Source organism: Pseudomonas sp. K5002 (genome assembly GCF_013386655.1).
Classification (GTDB): Bacteria; Pseudomonadota; Gammaproteobacteria; order Pseudomonadales; family Pseudomonadaceae; genus Aquipseudomonas.
In genome coordinates this window covers 1-712 of record NZ_JACARK010000636.1, presented here as the reverse complement: position 1 = coordinate 712, position 712 = coordinate 1, and the positions used below count along the sequence as shown (strand labels likewise).

The following is a 712-nucleotide window of genomic DNA, read 5'->3' as shown; positions in this document are numbered from 1 at the left end:
GCAAGCCAGCTCCCACAGGTCCCGTCGCTGTTCTTAAAGCATGCGTTCCAGCCCGACGGATGTAGCAAACCAGGCATTGAACCGGCGCCACCAACTGCCGGGTTCGCGGGTCAGGGTGTGCAGTTGGCCGTTGTCTTCGGTCACCCATACCACCTGGCCATCCTGCAGCTTCGCCTGGTAGCTCAACGGGGGCGCCATGCCCTCCAGTGCCAGGTTGCGCACGTGTTCCGCCAGTTCGGGACTGTCCACCAGCACCCCGACTTCGGTGTTCCACAGCACCGAGCGCGGGTCGAAGTTGAATGAGCCGATGAAGGATTTCTCCCGATCAAAGATGATCGCCTTGCTGTGCAGGCTGGAATCCGAACCGTGGAATGTACCTTTGCGGAACAGATGAGGTCCGCTGCCGCCACCGTCTCCCGGCTGGCGGCGCAACTCGTATAGCTTCACCCCGTGTTCCAGCAGCGCCTTGCGATAGGGCGCATAACCGCCGTGCACGGCCGGTACGTCGGTGGCTTCCAGGGAATTGGTCAGCAGGCTTACCGATACGCCAGCGTCCGCACGCCCGGTCAGGTACACCAGCCCGGGCTGCCCGGGCACGAAGTAAGCCGAAATCATCATCAGCTCATGGCTGACACCTTCCAACTCCGGCGCCAGTTGGGTCGTCAGCAGCAGCCGTGGATCCGGATCGGCCTTGGCCAGCACCTTGCTCGGC

The 712-nt window shown here is 62.9% G+C and carries 1 protein-coding gene; it reads right to left on the bottom strand.

The window, feature by feature from the left end:
• Positions 1-33: 33 nt before the first annotated feature.
• On the bottom strand, positions 34-712 hold a 679-nt coding region (locus HX846_RS25145), incomplete at its 5' end, for a phospholipase D-like domain-containing protein (RefSeq protein WP_256739910.1).